The organism is Actinomyces provencensis (assembly GCF_900155435.1).
GTDB classification, from domain to species: domain Bacteria; phylum Actinomycetota; class Actinomycetes; order Actinomycetales; family Actinomycetaceae; genus Pauljensenia; species Pauljensenia provencensis.
Map to the genome: position 1 here is coordinate 1,550,095 of NZ_LT700212.1, position 23,720 is coordinate 1,573,814.

19 protein-coding genes and 1 pseudogene are annotated in these 23,720 nt (G+C 70.0%); 13 read left to right on the plus strand and 7 right to left on the minus strand.

Features of this window, described 5'->3' with window-relative positions:
- Window positions 1-108 precede the first annotated feature (108 nt).
- Window positions 109-885, minus strand: a complete 777-nt coding sequence (locus BQ9890_RS06910) for a fumarylacetoacetate hydrolase family protein (protein ID WP_075890338.1) — start codon at window positions 883-885, stop codon at window positions 109-111.
- A gap of 331 nt (window positions 886-1,216) precedes the next feature.
- On the opposite strand from BQ9890_RS06910, the gene BQ9890_RS15630 reads away from it, so the two are divergent.
- The 11 genes and pseudogenes from BQ9890_RS15630 to BQ9890_RS06960 all read left to right on the plus strand — a co-directional run bounded on the left by BQ9890_RS15630 (window position 1,217) and on the right by BQ9890_RS06960 (window position 13,872).
- Window positions 1,217-1,390 carry a hypothetical protein gene (locus BQ9890_RS15630; protein WP_154671902.1) on the plus strand — a complete coding sequence of 58 codons (174 nt, stop codon included), beginning with the start codon at window positions 1,217-1,219 and terminating at the stop codon, window positions 1,388-1,390.
- A 121-nt stretch (window positions 1,391-1,511) separates the two neighbouring features.
- Window positions 1,512-1,670, plus strand: a complete 159-nt coding sequence (locus BQ9890_RS15635) for a hypothetical protein (RefSeq protein WP_154671903.1) — start codon at window positions 1,512-1,514, stop codon at window positions 1,668-1,670.
- Window positions 1,667-2,137, plus strand: coding sequence for a hypothetical protein (locus BQ9890_RS06920; protein WP_075890342.1), 471 nt, complete (start codon window positions 1,667-1,669; stop codon window positions 2,135-2,137). The genes BQ9890_RS15635 and BQ9890_RS06920 overlap by 4 nt, the downstream gene beginning before the upstream one ends.
- Window positions 2,138-2,166: 29 nt before the next feature.
- Complete coding sequence (locus tag BQ9890_RS06925) at window positions 2,167-4,896, plus strand: DEAD/DEAH box helicase (protein ID WP_075890344.1); 2,730 nt, start codon at window positions 2,167-2,169, stop codon at window positions 4,894-4,896.
- Window positions 4,897-5,140: 244 nt separating this feature from the next.
- Window positions 5,141-6,407 (plus strand): annotated as a pseudogene (locus BQ9890_RS06930) (IS256 family transposase).
- 332 nt (window positions 6,408-6,739) lie between these two features.
- Window positions 6,740-7,771, plus strand: a complete 1,032-nt coding sequence (gene fepB, locus BQ9890_RS06935; RefSeq protein ID WP_075890346.1) for a Fe2+-enterobactin ABC transporter substrate-binding protein — start codon at window positions 6,740-6,742, stop codon at window positions 7,769-7,771.
- Window positions 7,772-7,988: 217 nt separating this feature from the next.
- The gene (locus BQ9890_RS06940) at window positions 7,989-9,020 is read left to right on the plus strand and encodes a FecCD family ABC transporter permease (RefSeq protein ID WP_075892858.1); all 1,032 of its coding nucleotides are present in this window, start codon (window positions 7,989-7,991) and stop codon (window positions 9,018-9,020) included.
- Window positions 9,017-10,228, plus strand: a complete 1,212-nt coding sequence (locus tag BQ9890_RS06945) for a FecCD family ABC transporter permease (protein WP_230297862.1) — start codon at window positions 9,017-9,019, stop codon at window positions 10,226-10,228. The genes BQ9890_RS06940 and BQ9890_RS06945 overlap by 4 nt, the downstream gene beginning before the upstream one ends.
- 253 nt (window positions 10,229-10,481) lie before the next feature.
- A complete protein-coding gene (locus tag BQ9890_RS06950) occupies window positions 10,482-11,303 on the plus strand; it encodes an ABC transporter ATP-binding protein (RefSeq protein ID WP_195907642.1) in 822 nt (273 codons plus the stop codon).
- A complete protein-coding gene (locus tag BQ9890_RS06955; protein WP_075890351.1) occupies window positions 11,300-12,229 on the plus strand; it encodes a siderophore-interacting protein in 930 nt (309 codons plus the stop codon). The genes BQ9890_RS06950 and BQ9890_RS06955 overlap by 4 nt, the downstream gene beginning before the upstream one ends.
- Window positions 12,226-13,872: an enterochelin esterase domain-containing protein gene (locus BQ9890_RS06960; RefSeq protein WP_075890353.1), complete on the plus strand. Its 1,647-nt coding sequence runs from the start codon at window positions 12,226-12,228 to the stop codon at window positions 13,870-13,872. Before BQ9890_RS06955 ends, BQ9890_RS06960 begins: the two co-directional genes overlap by 4 nt.
- 258 nt (window positions 13,873-14,130) lie before the next feature.
- Here BQ9890_RS06960 and BQ9890_RS06965 read toward each other — a convergent pair whose 3' ends face one another.
- The 4 genes from BQ9890_RS06965 to BQ9890_RS06980 all read right to left on the minus strand — a co-directional run bounded on the left by BQ9890_RS06965 (window position 14,131) and on the right by BQ9890_RS06980 (window position 19,505).
- Window positions 14,131-14,949, minus strand: a complete 819-nt coding sequence (locus BQ9890_RS06965) for a carbohydrate ABC transporter permease (protein WP_075890355.1) — start codon at window positions 14,947-14,949, stop codon at window positions 14,131-14,133.
- A gap of 3 nt (window positions 14,950-14,952) precedes the next feature.
- Window positions 14,953-15,879 carry a carbohydrate ABC transporter permease gene (locus tag BQ9890_RS06970; protein WP_078062291.1) on the minus strand — a complete coding sequence of 309 codons (927 nt, stop codon included), beginning with the start codon at window positions 15,877-15,879 and terminating at the stop codon, window positions 14,953-14,955.
- A gap of 81 nt (window positions 15,880-15,960) precedes the next feature.
- Window positions 15,961-17,229: an ABC transporter substrate-binding protein gene (locus BQ9890_RS06975; protein ID WP_078062292.1), complete on the minus strand. Its 1,269-nt coding sequence runs from the start codon at window positions 17,227-17,229 to the stop codon at window positions 15,961-15,963.
- A gap of 86 nt (window positions 17,230-17,315) precedes the next feature.
- Complete coding sequence (locus BQ9890_RS06980; protein WP_230297863.1) at window positions 17,316-19,505, minus strand: alpha-galactosidase; 2,190 nt, start codon at window positions 19,503-19,505, stop codon at window positions 17,316-17,318.
- Between the two features lie 588 nt (window positions 19,506-20,093).
- On the opposite strand from BQ9890_RS06980, the gene BQ9890_RS06985 reads away from it, so the two are divergent.
- Window positions 20,094-21,101 carry a LacI family DNA-binding transcriptional regulator gene (locus tag BQ9890_RS06985; RefSeq protein ID WP_075892864.1) on the plus strand — a complete coding sequence of 336 codons (1,008 nt, stop codon included), beginning with the start codon at window positions 20,094-20,096 and terminating at the stop codon, window positions 21,099-21,101.
- Between the two features lie 317 nt (window positions 21,102-21,418).
- Here BQ9890_RS06985 and ybaK read toward each other — a convergent pair whose 3' ends face one another.
- Entirely contained in the window at window positions 21,419-21,931 is a 513-nt protein-coding gene (gene ybaK, locus BQ9890_RS06990; protein ID WP_075890361.1) for a Cys-tRNA(Pro) deacylase, read from the minus strand.
- 8 nt (window positions 21,932-21,939) lie between these two features.
- Window positions 21,940-22,329 carry a YccF domain-containing protein gene (locus BQ9890_RS06995; protein WP_075892866.1) on the minus strand — a complete coding sequence of 130 codons (390 nt, stop codon included), beginning with the start codon at window positions 22,327-22,329 and terminating at the stop codon, window positions 21,940-21,942.
- A 510-nt stretch (window positions 22,330-22,839) separates the two neighbouring features.
- On the opposite strand from BQ9890_RS06995, the gene BQ9890_RS07000 reads away from it, so the two are divergent.
- On the plus strand, window positions 22,840-23,544 hold the full coding sequence (locus BQ9890_RS07000; protein WP_075890363.1) for a YggS family pyridoxal phosphate-dependent enzyme: 705 nt from the start codon (window positions 22,840-22,842) through the stop codon (window positions 23,542-23,544).
- Window positions 23,545-23,720: the final 176 nt, after the last annotated feature.

Sequence of the window (23,720 nt, forward strand, 5' to 3'; positions counted from 1 at the left end):
TGAGGGGCGACCGGCAAGAGCACCGCCGTCGCAGCACCATCGACACTGCATTGCCGCGGGTCACACCGACACCGCCATTCAGCGCGGTCCAGCGGAGCTCAGGCCCACTCAGTTCCGAACAACGGGGTTGGACAGGGTGCCCACTCCCTGGATGGCGATGTCGACGTGGTCGCCCTCGACGATCGGTCCGACACCTGCCGGGGTGCCGGTGATGATGACGTCCCCGGGCAGCAGGGTGAAGACCCTCGACACGTAGGAAACCAGTTCACGCACCGGTGTGAGCATGTGCGCGGTCGTGTCTGACTGGCGCAGCTCCCCGTTGACGGACGCGGTCACCCTCAGATCGGTGACGTCCAGGTCCGGATCGACCACGATCCAGGGCCCCAGCGGGCAGGCGGTGTCGAACCCCTTGGCCCGCGTCCACTGCCCGTCTGCGCGCTGCGCGTCCCTGGCGGAGACGTCATTGGCGCACATGAACCCCAGGATGACGTCATCCACATCGTCGGGTTCGACGTCCTTGGCCAAGGTCTTGATGACAACGGCCAGCTCGGCCTCGTGGTGGACCTCCTGGGACCAGGACGGCAGCACGATCGGATCATCGGGGCCGATCACGGAGGTGTTCGGCTTGAGGAAGAGGATCGGGTGGTCGGGTGCCTCGCCGCCCATCTCGCGGGCGTGGTCGGCGTAGTTCTTGCCGACCCCCACCACCTTGGAGCGCGGGATGACCGGGGAGAGCAGTCGGATCTCCTCCAGTTCGACGATCTGGCCGGAGGGCTCGACCGGGGAGAAGAGGGGGTCACCCTTGAGCACGACCACCCGGGTCGAGTCGTCCTCCAGGGCGCCGTAGCGCGGGGAGCCACCATCGGAGAAGCGCACGATTCGCATGCCACCAGCCTAGTCCGCGAGGTCTGCGCCGCAGCGGTCCCCCGACGAGGGCGTCCCCGTGTGGTTCTGGGCGCTGACAACCAGCTGCGAGCGCTCGCACTCTGCCCTCTCGCGCGGGCCCGGGTCCCGACCCGGCCCGGCCCGGCTTGGAGCAGGAGGCCCTGCACCCGAAGCCGACCGCTGGCAGCGCCTGCACCAGCACCAGGACCAGGACCAGGACCAGGACCAGGACCAGGACCAGGAAACCCCGATCGGTGACCCCGACCAGAGGCCAGTCGGTCGCTCCTTGCTAGAGTGACCTGGGACACGCCGCTCGACGACGGGGGTGCCCATGCCCGGTTCTGAGGTCGACCATGACGGGACGGACTCCCTGCGTGCCCTGCTCCTCGAGGTCGCCGACACCCGCTTGGAGGGAACATCCATTCCCGGCAGTCCCGGTGTCGCTGTCCTGGGGCTCCCCGTGGTCCCCGAGGCCTTCGACCACTTCCGCGCTGCCGCCACATGACGCGGCACGGCCCCGGGCCACTGGTGCCCGGAGCACCTGCAACCACTCCACGGCGACCGAGGGCCAGGACCGGCGGGACCCGGACGAACACAGTCACTGCGACCACAGGAGGGCAGACACCATGGGAATGCTCGAGGGGCTCGTGGGCGACGTGCCCAGCCAACCCTCGGGGGTGTTCGCCCTCCAGGGCTTGATGCCCCTCGATGGGATCCTCACCATCTCCTGGGACGACGTCGAGACCTGTGACCAAAGCGAGAGCATGGGAGGCGACCACACATGAGCCGAGCGCGCGCGATCCCCCTCCTGGCGGCAGCCCTGCTCGCCTCCATGCTCCCGGCGTGCACCACCACCTCTGCCCCCAACCCCTCCGAACCACTCCCCACCACCGACGGCGACTCCATGTCCTGCGAGGACGGCTATCGCGTCAGCATCTCGGGCACCGCGGTGTTCCGTCCCGGCACGGGGGCCTTCCCCGCCTACGACGTCGGAGGCGTGCGTGTCGAACAGGGGGTCATGCAGGCCGCGCTCTCAGGCGTCGACACGGATGGGGTCGGAGGCTTCGGGACCACGGTCCTCACGATCGGGGAGTCGGTGACGGACCCGGAGGCCGGGACGTTCACCCTCTTAGACGTCCAGCCGGCCTCCTCCGCCCTCGGCGACGGCTCGGGGGGCACCGCCACCTTCTGCTACGAGCCCGCTCCCGACTTCGAGGTCAACCCGGGGCTCTCCTCGCAACAGGACGGATAGCGCCCTCGTCCATGGGGGACAATGGCCCCATGACGGCGATGCTCAACGACCTGCTCGACAACCTCGAGGACCACGGGCAGCTCGAGGACGTCGACGCCCTCTTCGAGGCGTTCTCCGGCTGGGCGGAGGGATCCGGCCGCCCCCTCTACCCCCACCAGGAGCAGGCGCTGCTGGAGATCCTCGACGGGAACCACGTCATCGCGGCCACCCCCACCGGGTCGGGCAAGTCGATGATCGCACTCGCCGCGCACTTCGTGTCGCTGGCCCGGGGGGGCCGCTCCTACTACACGGCTCCCCTGAAGGCCCTGGTCTCGGAGAAGTTCTTCGACCTGGTGGCCCTCTTCGGCGCCGACAACGTCGGGATGGTCACCGGGGACGTCTCCCTCAACGCCGCCGCCCCCATCATCTGCTGCACGGCGGAGATCCTCGCCAACCAGGCACTGCGCGAGGGAGCGGACCTGGACACCGACATGGTCGTCATGGACGAGTTCCACTACTACGGCGACCCCCAGCGCGGCTGGGCGTGGCAGGTCCCGCTCCTGGAGCTCACCAGCCCCCAGTACGTGGCCATGTCCGCGACACTGGGCGACACCACCCGCTTCCGCACCCGCTGGGAGGAGCGCACCGGGCGTGAGGTCGCGTTGGTGGACGACGCGGAGCGCCCCGTCCCCCTGGAGTTCGAGTACGTCGTCGACGACATCCACGACACGGTCGAGCGCCTGCTGGGTGAGGGCCGCTGGCCCGTCTACATCGTCCACTTCGCCCAACGCGACGCCGTGGAGACCGCGCAGTCCTTCGACAGGCGCAAGCTCATCTCGCCCGAGCAGAAGGAACGCATCGCCGCCGCCCTCAGGACCGTCCAGTTCGGGCGCGGTTTCGGTCAGGTCCTGCGCCACCTGCTCTCCCAGGGCATCGGCGTCCACCACGCCGGGATGCTGCCGCGCTACCGCCGCCTCGTCGAGCGCCTCACCCAGCAGGGGCTGCTGGCCATCGTGTGCGGCACCGACACCCTGGGTGTGGGCATCAACGTCCCCATCCGCACGGTCCTGTTGACCTCCCTGGTGAAGTTCGACGGGGAGCGGATGCGTCACCTCTCCGCGCGTGAGTTCCACCAGATCGCGGGCCGCGCGGGGCGGGCCGGCTATGACACGGTCGGCTTCGTGCGGGTGCTGGCCCCGGAGCACGAGGTCGAGAACGCGCGGCGGCGTGCGCGCCTCACGGCCGCGGAGGAGGCGGCGAAGGACGAACGCGAGGCCAAGCGTGCCCGCAAGAAGGCGCAGAAGTCCGCGCCGAAGTCGGCGGGGGCCGGGCAGGTCTCCTGGACGCGCTCCACCTTCGAGCGACTCCGTGACGCGGCACCCGAGCAGCTGCAGTCCCAGTTCGCCCTCACCCACTCGATGGTGCTCAACGTGCTGGCGGGTCCGCCCTCGCGCGATCCGGGTGAGCACCTCGTCCACCTGGCCCGCGACAACGACGACCCGCCGCGGGAGTCCAACCCGCACCTGCGCCGGCTGGCGGAGATCTACCAGTCGATGCGCCAGGCCGAGGTCGTCGACCACGTCCCCTCCGCCCAGGCGGCGGAGGACGGGCTGCCCCGGCTGCGTCTGGTGGCCGACCTGCCCGACGACTTCGCCCTCAACCAGCCCCTGTCCCCCTTCGCCCTGGCGGCACTCGACCTGCTGGACCCGGAGTCCCCCACCTACTCCCTCGACGTCGTCTCCGTGGTGGAGTCGGTGCTGGAGGACCCCCGTCCCCTGCTCTTCGCGCAGCGGCGCGTGGCCCGCGGGGAGGCCGTGGCCGCGATGAAGGCCGAGGGCATGGAGTACGACGACCGCATGGCCGCCCTGGAGGAGGTCACCTGGCCGCGCCCGCTGGAGGAGCTGCTGGAGCCCGCCTTCGCCACCTACGTGCGTTCCAACCCCTGGGTCGGGGACCTGGAGATCTCCCCGAAGTCCGTGGTCCGCGAGATGGTCGAGAACGCGATGACCTTCACGGAGCTGGTCAGCCGCTACGACGTCGGGCGCTCCGAGGGCGTCGTCCTGCGCTACCTCACCGACGCCTACCGGGCGCTGCGCCAGGTGGTCCCCGAGGAGGCCATGACCGAGGAGGTCCGCGCGATCATCTCCTGGCTGGCCGGGCTCATCCGCGCCGTGGACTCCTCGCTGCTGGACGAGTGGGAGGCGCTGTCCTCCGGGCGCGTCGAGGAGGCGCTCAGCGCCGACGAGGGCGGCTCCGGTGGTGCGTCGGGTGCGGAACTGGCCTTCGGCGCGGACGAGGACGGGACCGTGTCCTTCTCCGCGAACCGGCACGCCTTCCGCACCGCCATCCGCACTGCGGTGTTCCGCCGGGTGGAGCTCATGAGCCGTGACAACGTGGCGGCCCTGGCGCGTCTGGACGGGCCGTCGGGGTGGGACGAGGAGCGTTGGGACCGGGTGCTGGGGCGCTACTGGGCGGAGCACGACTGGATCGGCATCGACCAGCGGGCGCGCTCGGCGTCCCTGTGCCGGATCGTGGAGGCGCCCGGGCGCGCCGAGATGCTGGCGGTCGGGGTGCCCGAGGCCGTGGTGGAGGCAGTGGAGGATGCGGCGGAGCGGGCTGACGGGGCCGCCGCCGGGACGGGGCCGTTCTGGTTGGTGGAGCAGACCCTGCTCGACCCCGACGACAACCTGGACTGGCGCCTGGTGGCACTGGTGGACGTGGCCGGGTCCGACCGCACCGGCTCCGTGGTCCTGCGCATGATCGACGTCTCCCCCCGCTGACCCCTCGCCGAAGTCCGCTCTGTTCTGACCTCGAAGTCCGCTCTGTTCTGACCTCGAAGTCCGCTCTGTTCTGACCTCGAAGTCCGCTCTGTTCTGACCTCGAAGTCCGCTCAGTTCTGGGGTCGAAGGGCGGAGTCCCTTAGGGTGGTGGCAATTCCTGCAGGTCAGCGAGCATCCTTGGGGTGTTGGTGGGCCATCGTGGGTGTCCAGAGTTTCGACCAAGAATCCTAGGAGTGTTCCCACGATGGCCCGCAACCAGTCTGCCCTGTCCACCTTGATCAGTGAAGTCCTGTCCGACCCGAGCCTTGCAGGAGACGCCGTGTTCCGTCGACTGTTGGAGGCGGGCCTCCAAGACCTCATCGATGCTGAGGCCACCACCAAGATCGGGGCGGGGCGCTATGAGCGCAGCGAGTCCCGCCTCACCCGACGCAACGGAAGTCGCGACAAGACGGTGTCCACCCCGGCAGGAGACGTGGTGGTGGCCATCCCCAAGCTGCGTGAGGGGTCCTTCTTCCCCAGCCTCCTCAACCCCCGCAAGCGGATCGACAAGGCCCTCTACGCCGTCATCTGCCAAGCGTGGATCAACGGGGTGTCCACCCGCAAGGTCGACGAGCTCGTCAAGGCATTGGGATGCGAGTCGGGCATCTCGAAGTCCCAGGTCTCAAGGATCTGCGCCGACATCGACTCCGTGGTCGAGGAGTTCCTGACCCGTCCCCTGTCCCACACGTGGTACCCGTACCTGTTCCTGGACGCCACCTACGTCGACGTCCGCCACGCCGGCCATGTCGTGTCCAAAGCGGTCGTGGTCGCCACCGGCGTCTCCGCCCAGGGCAGGCGTGAGATCCTGGGCATGAGGATCGGCGACAGTGAGTCCACCTACTTCTGGACGGAGTTCCTACGATCCTTGCGCGAGCGCGGCCTCAAGGTCTCAACCGACACTGACCCACTGGGAGTGCAAGTCGTCACCAGTGACGCCCACCAAGGCATCAAGAACGCCGTCAAAGCCATCCTCACCGGCGCCTCTTGGCAACGCTGCCGCGTCCACTTCGCTCGCAACGTCACCCAGACCCTGGGCTCCACCCGCTCCAAGCCCGTCAACGCCCTCATCGCCACCATCTTCGCCCAGACCACCCCAGAGGCCGTCAAGGACGCCTACCACCAGGTCGTGGCCTCCCTGACCCCGACCTTCCCCCAGATCGCCCAGATGCTCACCGACGCCGAAGTCGACCTCACCGCCTTCGCTGACCAGCCCCGCCCCCACTGGCAGAAGATCTGCACCACACAACCCCATCGAGCGACTCAACCGCGAGATCAAACGCCGCACCGACGTCGTCCAAGTCTTCCCCGACGACGCCTCCGCCACCCGCCTCATCGGAGCCATCCTCCAAGACCAAAACGAGGAATGGCAATACGGGGAACGCCGCTACCTCTCAGAGACCTCCATGCGCGACCTTACTGACCAACTCACCCACCCCAACCACCCCGACCCCACCCACCTCCTCACAGCCTGAAACCAACCCCCACCAGCCCAAACGAAACAACAGACACTTACACCACCAACAGGGACTTGATCGGTCGAAGTCCGTCCCATGAGGCGTCAGTACCGATCTCGGCCCTTCACGAGGGCGGACCTCGAGGCTTCGACGGGACGGACCTCAGCGCCCAAACAGAGCGGACCTCAGTGCCCGAACAGAGCGGACCTCAGTACCCGAACAGAGCGGACTTCGCGGGGGTGAGGCGGGTCACAGGACTGGTTGAATTAGGTAAGCCATTGCTAACCTAATCAGTGCTGCCAGGATGTCCCGGCAGGTCAAAGAGCCAACGCATCGACCAGAGGAGCCCCATGCGAGCCCGCCCCGCCCGCCTGTTCACCACCTTCGCCGCCGCACTCGCGGCCGTCGCACTGACAGCCTGTTCCGGAGGTGCCTCCTCGTCGGACCAGTCCGGCGCGGCCGGCGAGTCGGGTACGGCCTCCCAGTCCGGATCGGCCTCCACCGACGGGGAGTGGCCGCGCACGATCACCCATGAGAAGGGCGAGCTGGAGCTGGACTCCCAGCCCGAGCGCATCGTCTCGACCTCGATCTCGGCCACGGGCACCCTCCTCGCCATCGATGCGCCGGTGGTCGCCTCCGCAGCGACCTCCCCCTCGGACATCACCGATGACAAGGGCTTCTTCTCCCAGTGGGCCGATGTCGCCGATGAGCGCGGCGTCGAGGTCCTCTACCCGAACCTCGAGTTCGACCTCGAGTCCCTGATCGCCGCCGACCCGGACCTCGTGGTCATCTCGACCTCCGGTGCGGACTCCACCGTCGACAACTACGACCAGATCGCCGCCCAGTTCCCCACGATCGCCGTGGACTACTCCAAGCAGACCTGGCAGGACCTCGCCCAGGAGCTCGGTGAGGCCACCGGTCACGAGGCGGACGCCACGGCGGCCATCGACGACTTCGATGACTACACCTCCCAGGCGGCGGAGAAGATCACGGCCCCGGCAGGTGGCGCCTCGATCGTCTCCTTCAACGGCCCCGGAGCCGACCAGGGCGTCGCCAAGAAGACCGGCCCCCACGCCCAGCTCCTGGAGGCACTCGGCGTGGAGGTCCACGAGGCCCCCGAGGACCTCGACACCAGCGAGCAGGCCCGTTCCGACTTCGCCTTCGTCACCCTGGAGAACCTCTCCCAGGCCATCGGCGGGGAGAGCGTCTTCCTCCTCTCCGGCACCGAGGACACCGTGAAGGCCTTCGAGTCCGAGCCCGTCCTGGCCAATGTCCCCGCAGTCACCTCCTCGCAGGTGTACCCCCTGGGTCCGACGTCGTTCCGCATCGACTACTACTCCGGCAAGCAGTTCGTCGACGCCGTCGTCGAGGCGCTGGGCTGAGGCGATGACCGGAGGTCGCACGTCCCGCAGGGGAGGACCCGGCCCTCGTGGCGCGGGGTCCTCCCCTGTGGCCGTGGGCCCTGCGCTCCCCGTCTCCTCCGCCCCGCTCGGCACCGACCGCTTCCCCTCCCACGCGACCTCCACTTCCACTCAGCCCACAGGTGCGCGGGTCCCCCCGGGTTCCTCGGAGTGGACTGCGGGCAGCGAACTCCCAGCCGTGGGCACACGTCCCCCCAACGGGTCCCACACCGTCCCCACGCACGGCGCCCTCCTCCTCGGGCTCTTCGTGGCGCTCATCCCCCTGGCGGCACTCAGCCTGGCCGTCGGGTCGCGACTGGTCCCGGTCGGGACCGTCGTCGACGCGCTGCGGGCATTCGACCCCACGGACGACGCCCACCTGGTCATCCGGGAGCTCCGCGTGCCCCGCACGCTCATCGCGGTGCTGGCGGGAGGGTGTCTCGGCCTGGCCGGCGCCCTCATGCAGACACTCACCCGCAACGCACTGGCTGAGCCGGGCACCCTGGGCGTGAACTCCGGTGCGGCCGCGGGAGTGGTCGTGGGACTCGCGATCACCGGGGCGGCTTCGGTCAACGTCTACGTCTGGTTCGCCTTCCTCGGTGCCGGCATCGCCTCCCTGGTCGTGCACCGCCTGGGACGAGCCGGTGACGCCGGTGTCAACCCGGTGCGCCTGGTCCTGGCAGGGGCCGGCCTGTCCGTCATGCTCAGCTCCGTGACGATGGTGGTCATCCTCTCCAGCCCCCAGACCGTCTTCGACTCCTTCCGCAACTGGGCCACGGGTTCCCTCCAGGGGCGCGGCTGGGACTCGGTTCCCGTCGCCGCCGTGTGCCTCCTGGTCGGCACCGTGCTGGCCGTCGTGCTCGCGGGACCGCTGAACTCCGTGGCCCTGGGGCCGGACCTCGCAGCCGCCCTGGGTGTGGACACGCGCCGCACCTGGGCGCTGACCAACCTCGCCGTCCTCGTCCTGGCCGGTGGCGCGACCGCTGTGGCCGGACCCGTCGCCTTTGTGGGCCTGGCCGCTCCCCACGTCTCCCGGGCGATGGTCGGCACCGACCACCGCTGGCTGCTGCCGGGCTCTGCGCTGGTGGCGGCCTTCGCCCTGCTCCTCGCGGACGTCCTGGGGCGCGTCGTCATCCACCCCGGCGAGGTCGGGGCCGGTGTCATGACAGCTCTGATCGGGGCGCCCTTCTTCGTGGTTCTGGTGCGACGAGGGCGGGTGGTGGGGCTGTGACCACTGCACCCTCCGGACTCCCGGGTGTCGCCGCACGACCCGGTGCGTCCCCCTCCGATCTGACGGACGCCGGCGCCCGGAACGGATGGGGGTCGGACGCACCCGGACCGGCCGTCCCCGACGCTGCCGTCCCCGGCGCCTCCCGTCCCGGGACTGCGGTACGGCACGAGGAGGCGGGGCCGAGCGAGTTCCGCCTGGCACTGGGCCCGGCACGCCTGCGCATCCCCGTGCGCGCCCTGCTCGTCAGCACCGTGCTGGTCGTGGTGGGACTGGCCCTGGCCCTCGTCACCCTGATGTCGGGGAAGATCTCCCTCTCCCCCGCCGAGGTGTTCTCGGCGCTGACGGGCCACGCCACCGACCCGCGCGCCGCCCAGGTGGTCACCACCATCCGTCTCCCCCGTGCGCTCACGGGAGCGGCAGTGGGCATGGCACTGGGGGCCGCCGGCTGCGTGTTCCAGTCCGTGTCGCGCAATGCCCTGGGGTCCCCCGATGTCATCGGCTTCACCACCGGCGCGGCCACGGGAGCCGTCATCCAGATCGTCGTCCTCGACGCAGGACCCGCCGCCACCTCACTGGCCGCCATCGGCACCGGCCTGGTCACCGCCGTCGTCGTCTACGTCCTGGCGCGCTCCGACGGCGCCACCGGCGGGTACCGCCTGATCCTCGTCGGCATCGGCGTCAGCGCCTTCCTGGGTGCCCTCAACACCCTGGTCCTCGCCCAGGGCGACCTGGACCTGGCGACACGGGCACGGATCTGGCTGTCGGGGTCCCTCAACGCCCGCACCTGGGCCGATGCCTGGCCCGTCCTGGTGGCCGTCGTGGTCCTGGTGCCGCTGCTGGCCATGCTGGCCCGCCGCCTGGATGCCCTGGAGATGGGTGAGGACCAGGCACGCCAGCTCGGCGTCGACACGGAACGCACCCGCGTGGTCACCATGCTCGCCGCGGTCGTCCTCACAGCTGCCGCCGTGGCGGCCGCGGGGCCCATTGCCTTCATCGCCCTGGCGGCCCCCCAGGTCGCCTCCCGTCTCACCCGCGTCCCCCGCGTCCAGGTGCTCACCTCGGCGCTGACCGGCGCCGTGCTGCTCACGGCCGCCGACGTGGTCTCGGTGCACCTGCCCGTCGCCGTCGCACTCCCCGTGGGCCTGACCACCGGGGCCCTGGGCGGCCTCTACCTGCTGTGGCTGCTCACCCGGACACGGGAGGTGTGAGGCACATGGGCTCGACCACCCGACGGGCGCTGTGCCCCCACCGCCCCCGCGGTGCACACCGCGGCGACCCCGGTCCGTCCGGGACACGTGCTCCACGGCCCCGCCCTCGTCCACGGGGCACCACCCCGGACCCACTCCCCGCCGTCGGGACCCGGCCCCGCCCTCGTCCCTGTGGCGCCGGGACGACCCGGCTGCACCCGGTGGCCGCACGACGCCCGGGCGAACCCCCTCTCCCCCCATGCAGGAGGTCCTCATGACGGACTCACCCCTCACACCCACCCCCCTCGCCGGCCACGACCTGACCCTGGGATACGGGCGCGGTCCCGTCAGCGAGCACCTGGACGTGGAGGTGCCCGACGGTTCCTTCACGGCGATCATCGGCCCCAATGCGTGCGGGAAGTCGACGCTGCTGCGCGCCCTGTCCCGCCTGCTGGACCCCGAGGAGGGCAGCGTCGTCCTCGACGGACGCGACATCCGCGACCTTCCCTCCCGGACCATCGCCCGGCGCCTGGGCCTGCTGCCCCAGAGCTCCACCAGCCCCAGTGGGATCACCGTGCACGACCTGGTGGCGCGCGGGCGTTTCCCCCACCAGTCCCTGCTGCGCCAGTGGTCGCCCGAGGACGACCGGGCGGTCGCCCACGCCCTCGCCGCGACCGGCGTCACCGACCTCGCCGGGAGACGCGTGGACGAGCTCTCGGGCGGGCAGAGGCAGCGCGTGTGGCTCTCCCTGGTGCTCGCCCAGGAGACCCCCCTGCTGCTGCTCGACGAGCCCACGACCTTCCTGGACCTCACCCACCAGCTGGAGGTCCTGGACCTGTGCCGCGGTCTCCACGAGGGCGGCGGGTACACACTGGTCGCAGTGCTCCACGACCTCAACCTGGCGTTCCGCTACGCCAGCCACCTCATCGTCATGAAGCAGGGGCGCGTCATCGCCCAGGGTCGGCCCGAGGAGGTCGTCGACGCCGCCCTCATCGAGGAGGTCTACGACGTGCCCTGCCTGTGCCTGCCCGACCCCGTCACCGGACGGCCCTGGGTCATCCCCACCGGCGGACCCGACTCCAGGAGGAGCGCATGAACGACCACCACGACCACAGCCACAGCCACAGCCACAGCCACGACACCGACGGGCTGCCCGCCCTCATCGAGGTCGCCGCCGTCCACGACGTCTCGGCCAGCATGCGCCGGGTGCGCTTCGCGGGCGAGGGCGTCGCCGACTACCTGCGCGCGCCCCGCATCCCCAACATCAAGCTCCTCTTCCCCCACGAGGGCGCCTCGCCGGACCTCCCCACCCCCGGGGACGGGCACCACTACGACTTCGCCCCCGGACAGCGCGAGCGGGTGCGCACCTACACGGTCCGGGACTTCGACGTGGACGCGGCGACGCTGGACGTCGACTTCGTGCGCCACGGCCGCGAGGGACTGGCCTCGGCCTGGGTGGAGGACGCGCGCCCCGGCGACCGGCTCGGTGCTCTGGGAGGCGGCGGCCGCCTGCCCGGGCCCTGCTTCTGGATCCTCCTGGTGGCCGACGACACCGGCCTGCCCGGGGCCTCCGCCATCCTCGAGCAGCTGCCCGCCCACCAGCGCGGCGTGGCACTGCTGGAGGTCGACGGCCCCGGGGACGAACAGGAACTGACGCACCCCGAGGGGGTCACGGTGCGCTGGCTGCACCGCGACGGCACCCCCGCCGCCTTCTCGGGGCTGCTCACGCAGGAGGCCCGCGCCGAGCTCGCGACGGTGCCCGTGGCACTGGAGGAGGCCTTCGTCTGGGTCTCGGCGGAGTCCCACGTGGTGCGCAGACTGCGCCGGGAGGTCCGTGCGCTGGGAGTGCCGAGGAGTGGCCAGCTGGTCATCGGGTACTGGCACGCAGGCAGCACCGAGACCTCCTACGCGGTGTCCTCGGACCACGACCGGGTCCGTGACGAGTCCTCCGTCATGCTGCCCGAGGACGCTGCCCTCACCGGTGACGCCCTGGCCCACCTGTTCTCCGGCGGCGCGCGGTGACAGCAGGGGCAGCAGGGGCAGCAGCAGCAGCCGGGACAGCAGGATCGGCACAGGCGGCAGGCGGGACCCCGGGGACCGGGACGGCAGGGGCAGGCGGTCCGTCCGCGACCCCTGACGGGTCCTCCGGCACCCGGGCAACCGCACCCTCCGACGAGCCCCGCTCCTGGACGGACCGGCACGGCACCATCCACCGCGAGCGCCACCCCGCCGTTCCCGGCCGTGACCACCCCGTCCCACGCGTCACCGGGCCGCTGGAACGTGCCTGGGCGGAGACCTTCCACCAGGACGCCTCCACGGGCGCCCGCTCCCGGGCCGCCCTCGCCTCCGTGGTCCTCGCGCGCCGCAACCCCTTGGTGACAGACGTCGACGAGGGACACCCCGGATCGGATCGTGGCAGCGGCGCCGGGGACGTCCCCGGCACCGAGGGGTCCGCCGGCCGTGAGGGGCCCGCTCCCCGTCGGGACGCCTCTGCCCGTCTGGACTCCTCTGCCCGTCGGGACGCCTCCGGCCGTCGGGACTTCTCCGGCCGTGGGGAGTGCCTCTACACCTGGATCGTCGAGGCGCCGGGCGCGACCACGGTGCTCCTGTGGGCCAATGCCCTCTTCGACCACCGCGATGTCGCAGCCTCGGAGTTCACGCACCTGGAGGGTTCCGACCTCTGGACGCTCACCCTGCGGCTGCCGCGCTCATGGCGCGCCTCGTACCGCATCGCCGTGTGGGACCAGGACGCTCCCCCGCCGTGGCGCACGGCGCAGGGGCGTCGCAGGATCAGGCTCGCGGCGCTGGAGGCCGGGGGCCCGGACCCGAGGGGCGGCGAACTCATCGAACCTCGGGAGGGATTGGCCGCGAGTGTGGCCAGTGGGCCCGATGCGCCCGCCGACCCCTGGCCGACGGCTGCGCGCGAGGGCCTGCGTCGCGAGGCACGCGGTGGTGGGTTCCCCCACGGTCAGGTGCGAGAGATGACCTTCCCCGCCGGCCCCACCTACGGCGAGCAGCGGGTCTGGGTCTACTGCCCGCCCGGCGCCTCCCCCGATGCCGCACCCGGCACCCCCCTCCTCATCCTGTTCGACGGGCAGGTGTGGGCCCGTGGACTCCACCTGCCCGACCTGCTCGATGCCGCGATCGGCGCCGGTGCCGTGGCGCCCCTGCACGTGGCGATGGTCGACTCCCACGAGGAGTCACGCCGCTGGGACGAGCTCGGTGTCCCCACGGCACAGGTGGACTTCGTCCTCGACGTGCTCCTCCCCCGCCTGCGGGCGATCCTTCCGCTGGACACACGGGGGACGTCGACGCTGGTCTCGGGCCAGAGCTTCGGGGGGCTGGCGGCGCTGTGGACCGTGGCCCTGGGCGACGGCGAGGTCGGGCGCGCGCTCGCCCAGTCCCCGTCCCTGTGGCGTTTCGACCTCGCCGGCCCCCTGTTGGGAGAGCCGGCGTGGCGCAGCCTCCGCATCCGCTCGGGCGCCTTCGAGGGATCGATGCTCGAGGACGCCCACTCCCTCGCGGCGCTGCTCGGGGAGGACCCCCGCCTGGCGGGACGGAGCGTCGACGTCGGCGGGGTCGAGGGCGGACACGACTGGGCATGGTGGAGACAGGACCTCCTCGCCGCGCTGGAGGATGCGTTGCCGGCCACGCCCGGTCTCTAGGCCACCGACCACCACCGTCCCGCAGCAGGGCCACCGCTGCACGTCACCCGGACCACCGCTCCTCCCACCCTCACCACTCCGGACGGGCACGGGCACGGGCACGGGCACGGGCACGGGCACGGGCACGGGCACGGGCACGGGCACACCCCACACCACCCCGGGCGGGCACGGGCACACCTCTCACACGCAGACGCCCCCTCCCGGGTGGCACACACACGATGTGTGCGTCCCGCCCGGGAGGGGGCACTGCCCTGCTGCTCAGCCCTTGTCGGCGCCGGCCAGCATCCCCTTCATGAAGTACCTCTGCAGGAACAGGTAGGCAATGATGACGGGCAGCACGCCCAGCAGCGAGCTCGCCACTGCGGCATTGACCTGGGAGCCCTGCTCGCCGAAGAACGAGGCGATCGCAGGTGCGAGCGTCTTCATCCTGTTGCCGCTCATGATGTAGGCGCTCAGCGCGAACTCGTTCCAGACGTACACGGACGTGAGGATGACGACCGTGGCCGTCACGGGCTTCAACAGGGGGATGACGATCCTGGAGAAGATCTGGAGTGTGTTCGCCCCGTCCACACGCCCCGCCTCCTCCAGGGTGATGGGCACCGCCCGCAGGAACTGGGTGTAGAGGAAGATCGCCCGCGGCAGCTCCAGACAGACCAGGGGCAGGATCAGGCCCGCATAGGTGTTGAGCAGGTTGAGCTGGTTGAGCATCGAGTAGAGGGGCACCAGGATGCTCAGGGGCGGGATCATCATGATCGTGAGGATCACGACCTCGATGACCCGGTTGAACGTGCTGCGTCGCCGGGCCAGCGGGTACGAGGCCAACGCAGCGATCACACATGTCAGGACGGTCGCGATGACGGTGACGATGGCCGAGTTGGTCATCGCCCGCAGCACACCACCCTCCTCCACGGCCATCCGGAAGTTGTCCGTGGTCGCCGCCGAGAACGGAAAGGACCACACCGAGGACAGGTCGCTCTGCTTCTTGAACGCCGTCGTCACCGCCAGGTAGAACGGCACCAACTGCACGGCGCAGAAGAGTGCCAGGACGGCACCGATTCCGAACTTCTTGCCGGTCATGGATCAGCCCTCCTGGTTCTGGCGGAGCCGGTCGAACCACATGTTCAGGACCACCGTGAAGGCGGCGATGACGAGGAAGAGGATGATTCCCTGCGCCGCCGCATAGCCTGCGGACTGGTCCTCGAAGTAGGTCCGCGCGATCAGCGTGGACACCGAGTTCGTGGAGTACCCCGGTCCTCCTCCGGTGAGCACCTGCACGATGTCGTACAGCTTCAGTCCACCGATCAGGTTGAGCACGCAGCTGGAGGCGAAGGCGGGCAGGAGCAGCGGGACCGTGATCCTCCAGAACCGCGTGAGCCCGACCGCCCCGTCCAGGGCCGCCGCCTCCTTGACCTCTTCGGGAATCGACTGGAGCCCGGACAGGTAGATCAGCATCGACACCCCCATGAACTGCAGGGAGTTGATCATCACCATGACGCCGATCGCGAAGTTCGCGTCACTGAGCCATGCGACCTGTGGGACCCCGAAGACACCGAGGATGTCGTTGAGGGCACCCTGGTGGTAGCGGAACACGAGGTAGTACATGGTCCCCATGACCACCTGGGAGACCAGGACGGGCAGGTAGACGATCGCCCGGTAGGCGTTCCTCCCCCGGATGTTGCGATCCAGGAGGACGGCCAACCCCAGTCCGAAGACCTGCTGGATCAGGGTCGAGCCGACACCGTAGATGAACGTGTTCCTCAGGGCGACGGCGAAGTTCGAGTCCCTGAAGATCCTCAGGAAGTTGTCCGCACCGACGAAGTCCCTGGTGGGCGAGTAGCCGTTCCAGTTCGTCAGCGACAACACGATGCCGTTGACGAACGGGTAGACCATGAACACGCCGAACAGGAGCAGGGCCGGCAGGTACATCAGGTTGATCGACCGGCCCCTCCAGGACCTGCCCCTCCTGCGCCGACCGACGGCTGCACCGTCAATCACGGTTGCACTCATTGGTGTGCTCCTCTCCCCTCCGTCGCGTCCCGGACGCACCTGCCGGCCCGGACACCGTCGGTCGGCGCAGGTCCGGGACGTTCACTCTGCCTTGCCGCCCAGCGTCGTGTACTGGTCCTTGAGGTCATTGGTCGCAGTGGCCGGATCCGACTGACCGGTGATCACGGCGTCGGTGGTGGTGATGAGGGTCGCCCAGATGCCGTTGGGCAGGTAGACCCGGTCGAAGAAGGGTTCGGTGACGAGGTCGCCCGGCTTGACCCACTTGTCGTAGCTGGACTGCAGGGTGCCCAGGTCGGGCGTGGCGTTGGTCAGGCCGGAGTAGGAACCGATCGCCTCGGCCATGGCGCTGGCGTTCTCGGGCTGTGCGACGAAGTCGAGGAACTTCAGGGCTGCCTCCTTGTTGGGGGAGTCCTTGGCGACACCGTAGGCGTTGACGCCCTCACCGCCGACCAGGTAGGGGTCAGCGATGCCCGAGGGGATCGGGATGAACCCGACGTTCGCGTTCGGGTTGAAGCTCAGCGCGGTCGCGAGCAGTGTCGGCTGGGCGAAGGCGAAGGCCGCCTGGCCCTGTCCGATCTGGCTCGCCATGTCATCGGCCGTGGCGGAGGAGTAGTCGGGGTTGAAGTACCCGCCGTCGGCCCATTCCTTGGCGAGGTCGAGGACTCGGGTCTGCCACGCCTCGGACAGGAAGTCCCCGGTCCTGAACGACTCGCGCTCGTCCTCGGAGAAGGCACCCGAGGCGATGAAGTCGGCGAGGTTGCCCGGAGCGCTGATCTTGCCCGCGCAGGTGATCGGGGTCTTCCCCGCCTCCTTGATCTTGCCGAGGGCATCGGTGAACGCCTCCCACGACGTGAGGGAGTCCGGATCGACGCCTGCCTCGGAGAGGACGTCGAAGTTCACGCTGATCCCCGTGACCGTGTACTCCAACGGCAGCGCGTAGACATTGCCGTCCGCATCCTTCATGGCGGTGTCCAGTCCGGAGTCCATGTACTGCATCCACGGCTGGTCGTTGAGGGGCTCCAGGAACGGCGAGTACCGCTGCACGGACCACCCGTGCGTCGAGAAGACGTCCGGGAGGTTGTTGGAGGCCATCCGGACCGTCATCTCCTTCTGGAAGACGTCGGCCGAGTCGATGGTGAACTCGACGTCGGTGCCCGTCTCCTGCTCGAACTTGTCGACGATGGCCTTCATCTCGGTGTACGCCGGGCTGCCCGTGGTCATGTTCAGGTAGATGTCGAGCTTGCCTCCGGCGTCGCCGGATGCTCCGCTCTCCGCGCCTCCCGAGCATGCTCCCAGAACCAGGCCGCTGGTCATGAGGACCAGGGTCGCAGTGGCAATTGACTTTCTCATCAACTTTTCCTCTCAGAGTTTCCTGGTGGGGACGGAGCGCATCCTCGTCATCGAGGACTGTGGACGTCCGCCCGTGTCGTGTGGTGTCAGTCCTCGTCCGGTCCGGTCACGGCCGTGACGGAGAAGAGGAGGACCTGGTCGGTGAAGAGTTTCGGAGTGTGCAGACCGAAGAGATCGAGCATCCTCCCGGTCATGACGACGCCCTCGCCGTCCTCCCCGAACCAGGGAGGAGGGAAGAGGCCCTCGGGCGGCTGCGCCACGATGACGGGTGAGACCCGGTAGCTGGTGTCGGGGTCCAGGCCCGGCAGGCGGAAGCGTCCGCGCGGGGAGATCGCCGAGCGGTGACGTGTGGTCAGCTCGAAGAGACCTTCCCGACGGTCCGGGGAGACCACGCCCTGGACCCACAAGGAGTCCTCCGCGGAGTCCCCGCGCACCAGGGTGCCGGTGAACAGGAGGTGCCGGTGGTCCTTGTAGAAGCTGATCCACTCGGCCAGCTCCGCGCGTTCCTCCGGCGAGGCCTTGGAGACGTCCCACTCGACGCCGAAGTGCCCCCACAGCGCGGTCCCCGCCCGGAAGGAGAGCGCACTGACACGCCCGGTGGTCCGCGACTTGGGTGAGGCCACGTGGTTGCCGAGCATCTCCAGGGGGATGAGCTGCTCCGTCCATCTCATGATGGACTGCCTCTCCAGCGGGTCGATGCAGTCCGACGGCCAGAACCTCACGGCGTGCTGCGCCATCTCCAGGTCGATGCGGGCACCCCCCGAGGAGCAGCTCTCGATCTCGAGGCCCGGGTGCTCCTGGGTGAGGAGGTCCATGAGTCGGTAGGTGGCCAGTGTCTGTTCGTGGACGCAGGCGCGGCCACCGGCCAGCTGGTTGCCGGGTTCGAGCAGGTCCCTGTTGTGGTCCCACTTGATGTAGTCGATCCCGTACTCCCCGACCAGCTGGGTCATCCGGGCGTGGATGTGGTCGAAGGCCTCCGGGATGGCCAGGTTGAGCACCTGTTGGTGGCGCCACTCGACGGGCCAGTCCTCGGATGCCGCGAGGATCCACTCGGGGTGTGCACGGGCCAGGTCCGAGTCCGGGTTGACCATCTCCGGTTCGAACCAGAGCCCGAACTCCATGCCCAGCTCGTGGACACGGTCCGCGAGGGGACGCAGGCCGTCGGGCCAGTGCTGCTCGTCGGGGTACCAGTCCCCCAGGCCCGCTGTCGGGTCGTGGCGGCCGTGGAACCACCCGTCGTCGAGGACGAACCTCTCCACCCCGATCTCCGCGGCACTGTCCGCCAGGTGGCGGAGGTGGTCGACCTCGTGGTCGAAGTAGACCGCCTCCCACACGTTGAGCGTGACCGGGCGCTCCACACCGGGGTGTCCGGGTCGGGAACGCAGCCAGGAGTGTATGCGCCCGGCCGCGGCGTCGAGTCCCTGGGCCTGGCAGAAGTAGACCCAGGGCGAGGAGTAGGCCTCTCCGTCGCCCAGTGAGATCTCCCCTGCCAGCAGCAGCTCCCCGCCGCCGATGAGTTGGCGCCCGTCGGGGCACTTCTCGGCCCACACCCTCTGGTTGCCGGAGAAGGCGGCGTGGATGCCCCAGACCTGTCCGCTCCGGAAGCCGAAGCCCTCCTCGCCGGCGAACATCATCATCGGCGCGTCGAAGCCCGTACGCCCACGCCTCTGCTCGTGCAGCCTGCACCCGAGTTCGAAGGGCACCCTGATGGGCGCACGCTCCCGTCCCCACCGTCCCGAGAAGTCCAGGAGTTCCTTCGCCTCCAGGGGCAGGGGGAGGGCGACGGAGAGTTCCTCGAGTTCGTAGTCCTCCGTTCCCTCGTTCACGACCCGGGCCCGGATCCTCACCATTCCCACCGGCATGAGGTCGATCTCGGTGAGGACGCTGAGGGCACTGCGCGGATCGCGGGTGAGGACCCGCCAGGTGCCCGGGCCCGTGGTGACGACGCCGTTGCCGTCGTGGGTGACGTGGTCGCACCCGAGGTCGATGTCCTCGGTGAGCAGGCGTGGGCTCCAGGCCCGGCCTGCCCCACGGTGCCCGACCAGCCCGGGTCTGCCGTTCCATCCGGTGCGGTTCTCGGGGATGACGGGCACGCGCACGGGGACCCCCGGGGCGTTGCCGCTCAGGGCCTCGGTGTTCGCGATCGCCACGGCCTCGACGAGGGCGCCCGGGAGCTCGCCCAGGTCCGGTCCCCAGTAGATGACCTGCGGTGCGACGTCAGGATCGACGGCGAGCACCAGCGAGGTGCCTCCCGCACGTCCATGCACCAGGCTCACGTCAGATTGCATCATCGCCCCAATTCCGTCTCGCGTCAGTGTGTGGGTGGGTGGAACCGACTCTGGTCCCTCCCCCGGCCCCGGGGACGTCCTTGCCCCCGGATGAACCCTCCGATCGACCGGTGCTCGTCAATCTACTGCAATAGATCCGCGCACACGCGCGGCCGGTGGATAACGATTTGGTGTCGATATCTCCAGTTCTCCTCGTGTAGACTTCTGCGTACGTCCACACCCGCGCGCCAACGGTGGCCGTCGGACTTCTCGTGGATTCTCGACCCGGTCATGGGGAGGAACGATGGCACTTGTCGCCCACGTGCAGGCATCCTCGGGAAGGCGCGCCCTCGCGCGTCGGACCCACCCGGCCCGGTCGCGCCGTCCCGGCCCGTCGTCCCCATCGGGCCGACCGACCCCCTGGCGGTCACCGCAGTCATCGCATCCCTCGGCAGAGCACACAGGGCGACCCACACGGCGCGCTCACGCGCCTCGTGAGCCCCTGTGCCGACTGTGTCCGCCGATTGACACGGGCACCGGACGCCATGGCCACCGCGGTGCCCTCCCGGCCGCATCGACCGTGTTAGCGTGCCGATGATGGATCCCCTCCCGATTGATCGAAGCCGCCCCACCACGCGTGCCGATGTCGCGCGTCTGGCAGGGGTGAGCACAGCTGTCGTCAGCTACGTCGTCAACGGTGGCCCCAGGGGCGTCGCCCCGGCCACGCGGGAGAGGGTTCTCCGGGCCATCGAGGTCCTCGACTACCGTCCCAACAGCAGCGCCCGCGCCCTCAAGCGGGGAGCCACCCACCTCCTCGGGGTCGTCGTCCCCGACATCGAGAACCCCTTCTACGCGGAGTTCGTCGGTGCGATCGACGCAGCCGCCCACAGCCGCGATCGCTCCGTCCTCCTCGCCCTGACGAACAAGGACCCGGACCGCGAGTACGAGATGATCACCAACCTCGTCGACCACGGTGTCGACGGGCTGCTCGTCCTCGCCTTCCTCCACAACAAGAGGAGCTACACGATCGCCGACACCTGGGTCCCCCGGGTGGTCATCCACGAGGCCGCGGTCGGACACGCCTTCCCCATCGTCGGGCCCGACCTGGGCCAGGGCACGGAGGCCGCGACCCGTCACCTCATCGACCACGGTCACAGGCGCATCGCCTACATCGGCGGAGCGATGCCCGCGCCCAGGATCGACTTCAGGCGCATCGCCTGGGAGTCCGTGCTCAACCGGGAGGGACTCCCCGCGCACGCCTACGCGCTGACGACGTGGGACAGGCGTGGGGGCTCGGAAGGTGCACGTCGGCTCCTGGAGGGAGAGGACCCGCCCACCGCGATCCTGGCGGGCTCTGACCTCATCGCCATCGGCGCACTCCAGACGATCCACGAGATGGGACGGCGCTGCCCCGAGGACGTCGCCGTCATCTCCATCGACGGCACCAGCGAGTCCCAGTTCTCCTGGCCGGCCCTGACGACGGTGCGGCAGCCCTTCGAGGCGGTCTCAGCGACCGCACTGGACACCCTCCTCGATCCCGGGGAGAGGCCCGCGTCCCAGATCCTCCCGATGGAGCTGATCATCCGCGCCTCGTGTGGGTGCTGAGGAGGGGGACGGGGTCCCGTTCGAGACCCGGGTGCCCCTACAGCCGGTGCCAGCCCGTAACGAGAGGGGGAGACGCGCCCCGTCGTGTGGGAGCGGGCGGAGGCGACGTGGCTGCCCGTGGGGCGGTACCAGTGCGCGGCGCGACCCCGGTGCGTGGGGCACACGGCGACGGGCCCTGCGTCACAGGTGGTCGGGCTGGGTTCGGACTGGGAGGGCCGGGAGCACTGGGCTCGGACGTGGCGGGTGCGGCATGTCCAGTCCGAGGTGGGGCCGGATCCCGTCGGGGTGGTCGCTCCGGGCCCGCGGACACGCTTCTCTCAGTCGAGGGCCCGCAGGTCCGCGGTGTCGGCACCCGTGACCTCGGCCAGGTCCAGGGGCGAGAGCTCCACCGACATCCCCCGCTTCCCACCCGAGACCATCACCGTCTCGTGGTCGAGCGCGGAGTCGTCGATGAAGGTGCGGTGGGCGGTGGTCTGCCCCAGGGGGGAGATCCCACCGACCACGTAGCCGGTGCGCCGCTGGGCGACCTGTGGCTCGGCCATCTCTGCACTCTTGTGACCCGCGGCCCGCGCGATCGCCTTCATGGAGAGGTGGTGGTCGACGGGGACGACGGCCACGACGTACTCCTCGTGGGGTGAGCCGCCCGCGCAGTGCACGAGCAGTGTCTTGAACATCCGCCCCGGGTCACCACCGATCTGCTCCGCGGCTTCCTCCCCGAAGGACCGGGAGCGCGCGGAGTGGACGTACTCGTGGACGGTGTAGGCCACGCCTGCGGCTTCGAGGGCCTCAATGGCGTGGGTGGGGCCGGAGGTCTTGTTCTTCTTCGCCATCACGGACCTCAGAACAGGCGCGCGCCCGGGGACTCGACGACCTGCTTGCCGAAGGGGAAGCAGGTGACCGGGATCAGCTTGACGTTCGCGATGGCCAGGGGGATCCCGATGATGGTGATCGCCTGGGCGAAGGCCGTGAGGAGGTGTCCGATGGAGAGCCACAGGCCCGCCACCAGGAACCACACGACGTTCATGAGGGCGGAACCCACGCCGGCGCCCGGCTTGTCCACCACCACACGTCCGAAGGGCCACACCACGTACCCCGCCATCCGGAAGCAGGCGACACCTGCGGGGATGGTGATGATGAACACGCAGGCGATCACACCGAAGAACACGTAGGCGATGAACAGCTCCAGTCCTGCGAACAGGAACCAGATGACGTTGAGCAGGGTGCGCATCAGGATCTCCTTCTCTGCCGGTGCGTCACTCGCACCGGACGGTGTCGTACCGCGCTGGTCCATTGTCCCATCCCCGGAGCCCACTGCTGGGGGGACGTCGCCCGGCCCGATACGGGAGGTCACGCCCGCAGACCTGTCCCGGGTTGCCCGGCCCGATACAAGAGGCCATGCCCGCAGACCTGTCCCGGCGGGATCGATGCTCCTCCCCCGTCGGCCCTCCCCGGCCCGGTCGCCGTCCCTCCCCCTCGGTTCTCTCCCACGCCCCTCCCCAGCCCGGTCGCCCTCCCTCCCCCTCAGTTCTCTCCCGCGCCCCTCCCCGGCACGGTCGCCGTCCCTCCCCCTTGGCCCTCCCCGGCACGGTCGCCCTCCCTCCCCCGCAGCTCTCCCCGACGGACCCGCCGGGTCCTCCCCGCACGACCCGGGCGACGCCTCCGGGAACGTGAGCGGCTCCTCGGGCACTGCGACCTGCGTGATGCGCATGCGTGCACGGGTTCCGCGTAACATCGTCGGATGACCTTGGCACAGCGCATCGATCACACCTGTGGTCGGATCACGGCAGCCATGGACGCGTGCGGGCGCAGGGACCGGTGCGTCCTTGAGCTCGCCGTCAAGACCCGCACCCCCGACACCTGCCGTGAAGCCGCCCGCCTGCTCGCCGAGCGCGAGCTCCCGGTGCTGCTGGGCCACAACCGCGTCCAGGAGGCACGGGCCACCGCCGAGGCGATCCGGGAGGTCCCCGGGGCCCGCATCCACCTCATCGGCCCCCTCCAGTCCAACAAGGTCAACCAGGCGCTGGGAGCCGTGGACCTCATCGAGACCGTGGACTCCACGGAGCTGGTGGAACGCCTCGACCACCGCGTGGGACGTCGTTTCCCCGTGTTCGTCCAGGTCAACACCTCCGGTGAGCCCTCCAAGCACGGATGCGCGCCCCAGGACATACCCGGCATCGTCGCGGCCGTGGAGATGGCCTCGCACCTCTACCTGCACGGGTTCATGACCGTCGGACTGCACTCCGCGGAGGAGTCCGCGGTGCGGGAGAGCTACGCGCGCCTGCGCCACGTGCGCGACAGCGCGGCCGAACGCCTGTGCACCACCGATGGTGACCTCGCACTGTCCATGGGGATGTCGGCCGACCTGGAGTGGGCGATCGCCGAGGGCGCGACCATCGTGCGCGTCGGGAGCGCCGTCTTCGGCCCCCGGCCACCTCTCCCCTGACCCGACCGAACCGCCTCCCCTTCACACGGGCCCTGCCCGGGGCGCCCGTGCTTCCGGTCCACCCCGAGCACCCGCTCCGCCCCCACACGCGCCGGGGCACCGCCGCTCGCGACGTGCCCCTCACCCAGGGGCGTCGCCCTCGTCAATGGAGGGGCGTCACGGCAGGCGGTGCACCC

Bases quoted from the DNA above. Each gene is read 5' to 3' on its own strand.
- BQ9890_RS06910 (WP_075890338.1), bottom strand. From the start codon at position 885: ATGCGAATCGTGCGCTTCTCCGATGGTGGCTCCCCGCGCTACGGCGCC.
- BQ9890_RS15630 (WP_154671902.1), top strand. From the start codon at position 1,217: ATGCCCGGTTCTGAGGTCGACCATGACGGGACGGACTCCCTGCGTGCC.
- BQ9890_RS15635 (WP_154671903.1), top strand. From the start codon at position 1,512: ATGGGAATGCTCGAGGGGCTCGTGGGCGACGTGCCCAGCCAACCCTCG.
- BQ9890_RS06920 (WP_075890342.1), top strand. From the start codon at position 1,667: ATGAGCCGAGCGCGCGCGATCCCCCTCCTGGCGGCAGCCCTGCTCGCC.
- BQ9890_RS06925 (WP_075890344.1), top strand. From the start codon at position 2,167: ATGACGGCGATGCTCAACGACCTGCTCGACAACCTCGAGGACCACGGG.
- fepB (WP_075890346.1), top strand. From the start codon at position 6,740: ATGCGAGCCCGCCCCGCCCGCCTGTTCACCACCTTCGCCGCCGCACTC.
- BQ9890_RS06950 (WP_195907642.1), top strand. From the start codon at position 10,482: ATGACGGACTCACCCCTCACACCCACCCCCCTCGCCGGCCACGACCTG.
- BQ9890_RS06955 (WP_075890351.1), top strand. From the start codon at position 11,300: ATGAACGACCACCACGACCACAGCCACAGCCACAGCCACAGCCACGAC.
- BQ9890_RS06965 (WP_075890355.1), bottom strand. From the start codon at position 14,949: ATGACCGGCAAGAAGTTCGGAATCGGTGCCGTCCTGGCACTCTTCTGC.
- BQ9890_RS06970 (WP_078062291.1), bottom strand. From the start codon at position 15,879: ATGAGTGCAACCGTGATTGACGGTGCAGCCGTCGGTCGGCGCAGGAGG.
- BQ9890_RS06975 (WP_078062292.1), bottom strand. From the start codon at position 17,229: ATGAGAAAGTCAATTGCCACTGCGACCCTGGTCCTCATGACCAGCGGC.
- BQ9890_RS06985 (WP_075892864.1), top strand. From the start codon at position 20,094: ATGGATCCCCTCCCGATTGATCGAAGCCGCCCCACCACGCGTGCCGAT.
- ybaK (WP_075890361.1), bottom strand. From the start codon at position 21,931: ATGGCGAAGAAGAACAAGACCTCCGGCCCCACCCACGCCATTGAGGCC.
- BQ9890_RS06995 (WP_075892866.1), bottom strand. From the start codon at position 22,329: ATGCGCACCCTGCTCAACGTCATCTGGTTCCTGTTCGCAGGACTGGAG.
- BQ9890_RS07000 (WP_075890363.1), top strand. From the start codon at position 22,840: ATGACCTTGGCACAGCGCATCGATCACACCTGTGGTCGGATCACGGCA.